The 9416-nt window shown below is 63.9% G+C and carries 9 protein-coding genes; 5 read left to right on the top strand and 4 right to left on the bottom strand.

Features of this window, described 5'->3' with window-relative positions; genetic code table 11:
• From RT028_RS18415 to RT028_RS18400, 4 genes are all read left to right on the top strand, one after another.
• Window positions 1-3970 (top strand): hemagglutinin repeat-containing protein (locus tag RT028_RS18415; protein ID WP_312936651.1); only part of this gene is annotated, 3970 nt, incomplete at its 5' end.
• A gap of 2 nt (window positions 3971-3972) precedes the next feature.
• Entirely contained in the window at window positions 3973-4287 is a 315-nt protein-coding gene (locus RT028_RS18410; protein ID WP_312936649.1) for a hypothetical protein, read from the top strand.
• Between the two features lie 29 nt (window positions 4288-4316).
• Window positions 4317-4592, top strand: a complete 276-nt coding sequence (locus RT028_RS18405; protein WP_312936647.1) for a hypothetical protein — start codon at window positions 4317-4319, stop codon at window positions 4590-4592.
• A gap of 21 nt (window positions 4593-4613) precedes the next feature.
• Window positions 4614-5159: a hypothetical protein gene (locus RT028_RS18400; RefSeq protein ID WP_312936645.1), complete on the top strand. Its 546-nt coding sequence runs from the start codon at window positions 4614-4616 to the stop codon at window positions 5157-5159.
• Window positions 5160-5301: 142 nt separating this feature from the next.
• Here the strand turns inward: RT028_RS18400 and RT028_RS18395 are convergent, their stop codons facing one another.
• From RT028_RS18395 to RT028_RS18380, 4 genes are all read right to left on the bottom strand, one after another.
• Window positions 5302-5772, bottom strand: coding sequence for a type II toxin-antitoxin system YhaV family toxin (locus RT028_RS18395; protein ID WP_312936643.1), 471 nt, complete (start codon window positions 5770-5772; stop codon window positions 5302-5304).
• On the bottom strand, window positions 5772-6089 hold the full coding sequence (locus tag RT028_RS18390; RefSeq protein ID WP_312936641.1) for a type II toxin-antitoxin system PrlF family antitoxin: 318 nt from the start codon (window positions 6087-6089) through the stop codon (window positions 5772-5774). The genes RT028_RS18395 and RT028_RS18390 overlap by 1 nt, the downstream gene beginning before the upstream one ends.
• Before the next feature lie 260 nt (window positions 6090-6349).
• Window positions 6350-7324: a class I SAM-dependent methyltransferase gene (locus RT028_RS18385; RefSeq protein WP_312936639.1), complete on the bottom strand. Its 975-nt coding sequence runs from the start codon at window positions 7322-7324 to the stop codon at window positions 6350-6352.
• Window positions 7321-8697, bottom strand: coding sequence for an iron-containing redox enzyme family protein (locus RT028_RS18380; RefSeq protein WP_312936638.1), 1377 nt, complete (start codon window positions 8695-8697; stop codon window positions 7321-7323). The genes RT028_RS18385 and RT028_RS18380 overlap by 4 nt, the downstream gene beginning before the upstream one ends.
• A gap of 204 nt (window positions 8698-8901) precedes the next feature.
• Between RT028_RS18380 and RT028_RS18375 the strand changes: the two genes are divergently transcribed.
• Window positions 8902-9186 carry a YceK/YidQ family lipoprotein gene (locus RT028_RS18375; RefSeq protein WP_312936636.1) on the top strand — a complete coding sequence of 95 codons (285 nt, stop codon included), beginning with the start codon at window positions 8902-8904 and terminating at the stop codon, window positions 9184-9186.
• Window positions 9187-9416 lie beyond the last annotated feature (230 nt).

Genomic DNA, 9416 nt, shown 5'->3' with positions numbered 1-9416 from the left:
GGTGAACCTGGGCGCCGGCCGTGCGCTGGGCGCGGTGCTCGAAGTGCCGGCCTTGCAGGCGATTGCGGCGGGGGGGGTCGGCGAGTCGATCCGCACCGGCGGGGTGAACACCCAGCTGCCCAACAACAGCCTGTTCCAGATCAATCCGCAGGCCAACCCCGGCTACCTGGTGGAGAGCGATCCGCGCTTCACCAGCTACCGGTCCTGGCTGTCGTCGAGCTACATGCTCGACCGCCTGCAGCTCGATCCAGGGCTTACGCTCACGCGCCTGGGCGATGGCTTCTACGAGCAGAAGCTGATCCGCGAGCAGATCGCGCAATTGACCGGCCGACGCTTCCTCGACGGCTACGCCAACGACGAGACCCAGTACCGCGCGCTGCTGGACAGCGCGCTGACCTACGCCGGCAAATGGGACCTGGTGCCCGGTGTGGCGCTGAGCTCCGAGCAGATGGCGCAGTTGACCAGCGACATCGTCTGGCTGGTCAAGCAGGACGTGACCCTCGCCGATGGCAGCGTGACCCAGGCCCTGGTGCCGCAGGTGTATGTGCGCGTGCGCGACGGCGACCTGGACGGCTCCGGTGCGCTGATGGCGGGCAACGTGGTGGACCTCAGGCTGCAAGGCGATCTGGTCAACAGCGGCACCATCGCCGGGCGCAGCGTGCTGGCGATTTCCGCCGCCAATATCCAGAACCTGGGCGGACGCCTCACTGGCGGTGAGGTCGATGTCAGGGCCGGCACGGACCTGAACAACCTCGGCGGTCTGATCGATGCCAACACGCGTCTGAACGCGGTCGCCGGCCGCGACATCAACCTGGTGTCGAGTACCCGCGACACGCAGAGTGACCAAGGCACGGCCACCGGCATCGCTCGGGTGGCCGGGCTGTTCGTGTCCGCGGCCAAGGGCGAGCTGGTGGCCAACGCCGCGCGCGACATCAACCTCAGCGCGGCGCAGATCATCAGCTCGGGCAAGGATGGCAAGACCACGCTGGTCGCTGGCAACGACATCAACCTCAACACCGTCACCCAGAGCCGTGAGCAGAGCGTGCAGTGGAATTCCAGCAACTGGCGCAAGGAGGCCAGCCGCACCGACACCGGCAGCGTGATTCAGGGGCAGGGCGATGTGCGCCTGGTCGCCGACCGCGACCTCAACGCCGTGGGCGCCAACGTCACCAGTGACCAGGGCGGCGTCACCGTGGCGACCGGGCGCGACGTCAACCTCGGCACTGGCGAGCGCTACAACTTCGTCGACGAGGCGCACAAGGTCACCGGCAGCAACAGCCTGTTCTCGAAGAAGACCACCACCACCCGAGACACCCTCGAAGAGACCCGCGCCCAGGCCACTACCCTCAGCGGCGAGACGACCTGGGTCAAAGCCGGCAACGACATCAATGTGCGCGGCAGCAACGTGGTGTCCACCAGCGGCACGACCCTGGTGGCGGGCAATGACGTGAACGTGCTGGCCGCCACCGATCAACTGCGCGAAGAGCACTTCAAGGATGTGAAGAAAAGCGGCCTGTTCAGCGGCGGCGCCATCGCCGTGACCATCGGCAGCCAGCAGCGCAGCGAGAAGAACACCACCGATGGCCAGACTGCGGCCGCCAGTACCGTGGGCGCCACTGACGGCAACGTGAACATTCTGGCCGGCGACCGCTACCAGCAGGTCGGCAGCCAGGTCTCGGCGCCCAAGGGCGATGTCGACATCGCCGCGCAGCACGTCGATATCCTCGAGGCGCGCGACCAGCAGCACGTCAGCCAGGAAACCAAGTTCAAGCAGGGTGGCCTGACCATCACCGTGACCAACCCGGTGATCGAGACCGTGCGCACCGCGCAACGCATGAAAACCGCGTCCGAGCGCACCGACGACGGCCGCCTCAAGACCCTGGCGTTGGTCAACACCGCGTTGGGGGCCGGCAATGGCTACATCGCCTATGACCAGGACCCGGCCATGGCCGGCGGTATCAACATCAGCATCTCGGCCGGTGGCAGCAAGCAGGAAAGCAAGAGCGAGCAGCGCGCCAACTCGGCGGCCGGCTCGTCGGTGCTGGCCGGGGGCGATGTCAACATCACCGCTGCCGGCGCCGGCAAGGACAGCAACCTCGTGGTGCAAGGCAGCCAGATCAGCGCCGGGCACGACGCCAACCTCAAGGCCGACGGCTCGATCGACCTGCTCGCCGCGCAGAACACCGTCGAGCAGCGCAGCACCGAGAAGGGCAGCAGCGGCAGCATCGGCATCGGTCTCTCGCTGGGCGGCCAGCGCAATGGCCTGAGCTTCAACGCAGGCGCTTCGCAGAACCGTGGCAAGGCCAATGGCGACGACCTGGTGTGGAGCAACACCCATGTCGATGCCGGCAACCGGGTGGTGCTCGAGTCTGGCGGCGACACCCGCCTCAAAGGCGCGGTGGTCAGCGGCAAGCAGGTGACCGCCGATGTCGGCGGCGACCTGACCGTGCAAAGCCTGCAGGACGTCAGCACCTACGAGGCCAAACAGACCAGCCTCGGCGTGGGCGTGAGCATCTGTGTGCCACCGTTCTGCATGGGCACCTCAAGCGCCTCGTTCAGCCAGAACAAGGGCGTGCAGAAGTCCAACCTGCAGAGCGTGACCGAGCAGAGCGGTATCCGCGCCGGCGACGAGGGCTTCGACATTCGCGTCAAGGGCAATACCGATCTGGCCGCCGGCGTGATCGCCAGCAATGCCAAGGCCATCGCTGACGGCAAGAACCGCCTGAGCACCGGCACCCTGACCACCTCCAACCTGCACAACAGCTCCAGCGCCAGCGCCGACAGCAGCGGGCTGACCCTGAGCACCGACTTCGTCGGCCAGGGCATGTACGGCGCGAGCAAAGGCCTGCTCAGCAACTACCTGGATGCCGGCAAGGCCTCGGATTCGTCCGCAGGCGACACCCTGAGCGCGGTGAGCGACGGCAACATTCTGATCACCGATGCCTACCGCCAGCAGCAGCTGACCGGGCGTAATGCCGAGCAGAGCGTGGCGAGCCTCAATCGCGACACGGCCAATGCGCACACCGAGGTCGGCCGGCAGGACCTGGGCAAGCTCCAGCGCACCGCCGAGGCGGAGCAGACGATCAAGAACGAGGCGTATCGGCAGGGGGTGCAGTTCACCGATGAGGCGTACCGCACCATGTTCCGCCACCCGGCAGACATGTACGCCTTGATCCTGGACGAAAACGGCGTGCCCAAGGAAGACGCCGACGGCAAGCCGCTGTTCCGCAAGGTCGGGGACGAAGAGCGCAAACACCTGCAGGCCGATGACAAGAATGTGGTCAACGTCGCCCTCAACGGCATCTTCAACGACGACAAGGCGGCCGCTAAGTACGCCGCCCAGCACCGTGACGCAAACGCTACCGGGCCGCAGTACTTCATGTGGTTCCCCCAGGCCGGCAATGCCTTGTCGGAACTGCTGATCGCCGCGTACCAGAAGAACATGGACAACAGCTTCTTCGGCCTGACCAATTACACTGCCGCCACGCAGCAGCTGCTGATCGAATACGGTTCCACCGGCCTGCACCTGACCGAACACAGTCGCGGCACCATGACCGGCGGCAACGCCAGGCAGGCGCTCTACAACACGCCGGGCACCGAGGGCATGCTGAGCAAGACCACCGTGAACAACTACGGCGGTGCGTTCAACGTGTACACCGCGGATGAACAGCTGGCCTACCTGCAGAACCGTGCAAGCGTCACCGATGCACAACAGCGTGCCGACATGGTGCTCAAGTACCAGGTGCACAACAACGATCCGGTGGGCCGTTGGTTCTTCATCGGCAACAACCCCGGCACCGGTGGCGTCATTCCGAAAGACAGCAACCTGCTCAAGGAGCTGGCCAACGTCTTCACCGGCGACACCACGGTGCACAGTTGCTACGGCCATGGCGCGCAGAGCTGCGCCCGCTATTGGCCGACCATCGTGCCCTTGCTGGTACCAGTCACCCCTCGTTCGTCAGGAGATTGAACATGCGCTTCAGAGTCGTCGCACTGCTGGTACTGCTGGGCCCCCTGGTCAGCGCCTGTACCGAGGCAGCGTTCAAGCCGCCCAAGGCCGATGTCGAGCAGTGGCACAAGCCCGGGGCGAGCAAGGCCGACGTACTGGCGGCCATGCGCGCGTGCGGCGAGCCCAATGCATCAGGCATCGACCCCAAGGCCGGCGCCCAGGAACGGGCGGAACGCTTCGTGTGCATGAAGCGCGCAGGCTTCACCCGCCGTGATGGCTTCGATATGTGTGCACTGCCGACCGTGGAGCCGTTGAAGGCCTGCCAGGCGCTGCAATGAATCGTCCAACCTTGCAAGGAGAACGCAGCATGAACCCTTTCACATCGACGCTATTGAAACCGGCGCTGTGCGCCGCCGTGCTGGTGGCCTTGAACGGCTGCGTGACCATGTCCGGCGTATACACCGTGACGGCCCAGGACGCCTCGGGCAAGCCGATCCCGAAACTCGGCAAGATCGTTGCCGAGGGCCGGCACATCTACACCGCGCGCAACGCCATGTGCAGCATCGCGCCCGACGCCACGGTGATCATCCGTAACGCCGATACCGGTGAAGAGCTCAAGAGCGAAAGCCCTCACCACTGCTGATTGCATCGAGGAGGGACGTTCATGAGAGCACTGCTGATCCTCGGCCTGGCCGTGGCCGCAAGTGGCTGCGGCAACGTCTCCAACATCCGCGCGTTTTCCACCGACTATGTCGAACCCAGCACCGGTGACACCGCACGCCTACGTGTGCTCACCAACGGCATGGTGCGCGGCATACCCGGCAGTGACTGCATCGACTGGCGCGTGCCCGGCGCCGGCGTGATGGCGGTGGCCAAGCCCGGCTTCGCCGACCGCAACAACGGCCGCAGTCTGGGCATGCCCACCAGCAGCTGGCGCCTGGACGAGCCGGTGGCCAGCGCCGAACTCAAAGTGCCCGCGGGCAAGCCCTTCACCCTGAATTACCTGAGTGAGGGCTACGGCTCGGCAGGCCGGACGCGCAGCTGCCGGCAGTCGTATCACTTCGTGCCCAAGGCCGGGCAGGACTATGAGGTGATCTTCTACGAGGCCGGCGGGTGTGTGGTGGTGTTGGAGCAGTTGCATACGGAGGGCCGGGTCGAGGCGGAGCCGATGCAGAGGGCGGGGTTGTGTCGGATGAGCGACGTGCTCTAGCACGCCCTGGCGGGCAAGGTGCCTCTCCTGCATTCCCCAAGGCCAGGCCACCAGTCCATCGAACTGAACGCCCCTTCGCAGACGCGGTTCTCAAATGAGACATCCAGTGAGTTCTGCGGAGCTTTTTTGCGAGCGACCGGGCTCAAGAAGGAGAGGGTTCGAATGCTTTCCAGTCGCTTCTGGTGGCAGCAACCAACGCATCCCAGTCATCGGGAGGGTTGCCCCGGCCAAGCATTTTCTCGAACACGGCATAGGGATCGGATTTGCTGCCTGCCGATATCAGGGTGTTTTCGTCATTGACCCATGCGTAGACAATCACCCTGGATTTCGAGTCGTAGCGAAAGAACAAGCGGAATCGCCTACCGATCTTTGCCCGTCGCCAATGGCGGTAGGCTACGCCCAATGTGTTGCCCTGGCGGAACTCCTCGCGTGAAGGATCCTCCGGCACCACGTTCAGAATCAACTGGCTCAGGGCTCGAAACAGTTTGACGTTGGCATTGCTTTCGAAGCGTTGCGGGTCATTTTTTTCGGCCCTTGCGGCAGCGTCTTGCAGCTTGCGCAACTGTGCGATCACACCCTCATGGAACAACAGTGTCCAGCCGTGCCGCTGCATCAGAGCGCAACCTCACCGTCGATCGCGTCATCCAGATTTACATCGCAGCCTGCGTTGGCGAGCATGCTGTACGCCAGATCCTCAGGTAGCGCGGAGAGGTTGCGCCCGCTGCGGATGTCCACCTCCAGCAAATCCAGAAATGCACCGATGGCAGGGTCTTGGTGAATGGCTTCCACCCGGCTGACCACCACTTCACCGTCGCGCACATCAAATGCGATCTTGCTACCGGTATCGAGGCCCAGTCGCTGGCGAACGGATTTAGGAAGGGTGATTTGGCCTTTTGATGTCAAGGTGGCGATTTCGTAGATGGCAGGCATGAGCATTCTCCCGGATAGGCTCAATGGATGGTAAGGAAATATCCTTACATGATCAATCCTTGATCGTTCTGACGAGCACAGGCATAGGGCGCAAGGTCAGGAGTGCACCAGGATCGGTGCAGCAGTCCCGGGGCCTGACGATTGGCTATGAGAGGGATGGACGTGGTAGTGCGGTTGGCGTATCTGCTCTGAGACCGACGTTCCAGCCGCCGCAGGTGAGTGTGAGGAGGGTCACCGCGTGGCGACCGTCCAACCGCTCCTCAGCAGGTTCTAGTCACGGTCAGGACCACGGCAGCAATGCGTTCAGCGCAGGCGTAAGTGTCGGACTCCAGCTCCTCGCCAAACACGTCCGGATCGACTTCGCGGTACGACCATGTGAACCCTGGCTTCTCGATCAAGGGTTGGGCGCTTTCCAAGAACAGATCGGTGCCGTCCACCCAAGGTGTGCCGGTGTAGAGGAGGAGGGTGCCACCGGGCGTCAGACGCTCCAGCGCCTGCTCGACGATGCGCACCGCAAGCTCGGACCCCAGCCGATCCCCACCATGCCGATAAGCGCGTTTTTGCGTGTCCTGCATGTACGGCGGGTTGGCCACGATCAGGTCGAACTCGCCCGACGTGCCACTCAACAGATCGCTGTAGCGAGGCGGCACATTGTCGACCTGCGCCAAGGCCGCATTCACGGCGGTGAAGCGCAACGCCATCGGGTTGATGTCCAGTGCCTGCACCTGGGCCTGGCGCCTGGCACCGGCGATCACGATGGCACCTGCGCCGCTGCCACAACCGATGTCCGCCGCCGTGCGCACGGGGTGGGTCGACGTCCGCAAGTGCGCCTCGATCGCCTGAGCAAACCGGTACGTATCAGGGCCGAAGAACACCGAATCGGCAGCCTGGGTCGGAAAGCCGGAGTGCACGAACAGCCGCTCACCCAGCCGGGAATAGCGCACGTTGCTGATCCACTGCCCAGCGTGGGCACGCAACACTTGATTCTGACGCAGCGCCGCCGCCTCTGCGCCGGGTAACAACGCAGCGTCAAATGGGCGATTCCAGCCGAAGATATCCCGCATATCGCGCGCGATCGCGTTCTGCGCCCTGCTGTTGTTGCGCTGGTGGGTCAGCGGCGTCACGGTGGTGAACCGGTAATCGTCCGCCAGCAGTTTCCTGCCCATCTGCAGCAGTGCCAGGTCGTAGCCTCGCGCCTCATCGTCCGGGGCCGGCTGGGTGATGGACTGATTCATACCGCCAATGACCCTTCCGCCAGTTTCCGGGCATACACGCGTGTGGCACTCAAGCCTTCAGGCGTGGCGTGCTGGGCGGGCGACAACAACTCGATCAGCGTGTGCGTCGCCACGGCAGACCGTGAAGCGGCCGCCGATGATGCCGCATCAGGCGAAACGCGACGGCGGAACTGGGCACGGAACGGGTTCTGCCTCCTCAACGCATCGGCATCCAGCCAATCCCCCGCGATCCAGTCCCGCAACAGCTGCATCTCATAACCGTTGAACACCCCGAACATCGGCGCCCCTGGTCCGTCCATCAGCTGCCAGAATCGACTGTCGGCCGGGTCCTGGTCATGCTTGATCCAGCCCTTGTTCTCCAGCACCGTCAGAAACTCACGGCAGCGCCCAGGTTCGGACAGCCATTGATTCACGGTCAGCCCATCGAGGCGGCAGTAATCGGAATGCAAGTGCTGACCAAACGAGCGCTTGCGCTCGAGCATGTCGACCACTTCCTGCTCCAGATCGAAGCCCGCGATCACCGCCTTGGTGCCCTTGCCCAGTTCATTGAGCAGGTAACCCGCGCGCATCCGCGCGATGAAGGCATCGCGTGAATCATCGGTCGGCAGCAGGTCCAGCACCGTATCCACCGCCTTGCGCGCATGGCCGGAGCTGGCGTTGTCGATGGTGACGTGGAGCGTGAAGTAATACGGGTCGATCCCCAGCTCGTTGAGCTCGAACGAAGAGATCAGCAGATGCAGCGGCAGTTGCTCATAACCCAGGTTGTAGCCCAGCAGCTCCGGCAGGTACTCATCGCCCAGATGCCCGAGCGCCAGCTGGATGGCGCCCTGCACGTAGAGCGACTCTTCGAGCACTTCGGTCGGCGCGCAGTCGTGATCGGCCAGCAGCTTTCGATACAGCACCACATGATTGAGGCCCGGATCGCCATCACCCAGCTCTTCCAGGTAGGTGCGAATCAGATGGTGGTAGCGCCAGTCATTGGCATGGGACAGCGCGTTGTACAGCCACGCGCCATCGACCAGCTTGGTGGGGGCCACGTGTTGCAGGAAGTGCAGCGCATGAGCCTTGCATCGGAAAAACTCGCGGCCACGCCCGGCGCGTCGACCGTCCAGGTAGTCGCGGTAGGCGTGGGCCACTTCCTGGCCGTTGTGCTCGATCCATGCGGGGAGAGTGTCGAGGTTTTCAGGCAGGCCCGCGATGTCGTCACCAAGCCCCTTGGCGAGCATGAGCTGCGCGTCCAGGAACTCGCGAGCGGTCGCCAGCTCGGTGGTTTGAGGGTCTCGCAACAGGGCGTGATAGACCGCAACGGGCAGTGAAGGGGCCGGCAGCGTGCTGGATGTGAGGCGTTCGGCGACGGTTGGCAGGGCAGTCATACAGGGCCTACACGGTTTTGTGGTTTCAAGATGTGAGGGTGGGGTGGGGGGATTGATTCAACGGTATTTGCGTTGGTCTGACGGGTGACCGGCTGGGGGTGCGTGGGTTGGGGGGAGGGCTGCTTGGGTTTTCGGTAGCGGGTATGCTGCGTGCCTGCCGGAACCGCGGGTTCAGGGACGATGGCTTTACGGGGGAGTGGCTGTATGCAGGCGAGACTGTTGTTGGTTGGGCTGGCGGTGGCCTTGAGCGGGTGTTTCAGCACGATGGGGCATTTGAGTGGGGAGCGGTGCGTGTACCACGGCACTCGGTTGTCGTGGGCGTGGGCGAATGATCCGAAGCCGTTGGCGGGGTGGCCGTTTTTGATTGATACGCCGTTTTCGATTGTGCTGGATACGGTGTTGCTGCCGTACGATTTGACTGCGTTTTTGCCTGAGGGGATGGGTGGGGGGCGGCAGGATTGTGTGATGCGGGGGGTGAAGGTGATGTGATCGCGGGGCGGGTCTTGGAGATCACGTCACTGGCGCTGGTGTTTGACGCCTGCTCGTTCAAGCCCCTCCAGCTGCCCGCCGGTGACGCGGGCGCGTGGACCAAGCCCTGGCGCGAGTGGCGAGGACCGTTCTAGCGTTGCTGACATACGGTTACCGCTATGGCATTTCTGGGTCTGGGGCTGTCAGTTTTTTTGTGTGCAGGCCGGTAACGGCCTGCCGCCAGGCAGGCC

The organism is Pseudomonas sp. (genome assembly GCF_032058845.1).
Taxonomy (GTDB): domain Bacteria; phylum Pseudomonadota; class Gammaproteobacteria; order Pseudomonadales; family Pseudomonadaceae; genus Aquipseudomonas.
Note: the sequence above shows the minus strand (reverse complement) of the source record. Positions and strands in the feature narration are given on the sequence as shown.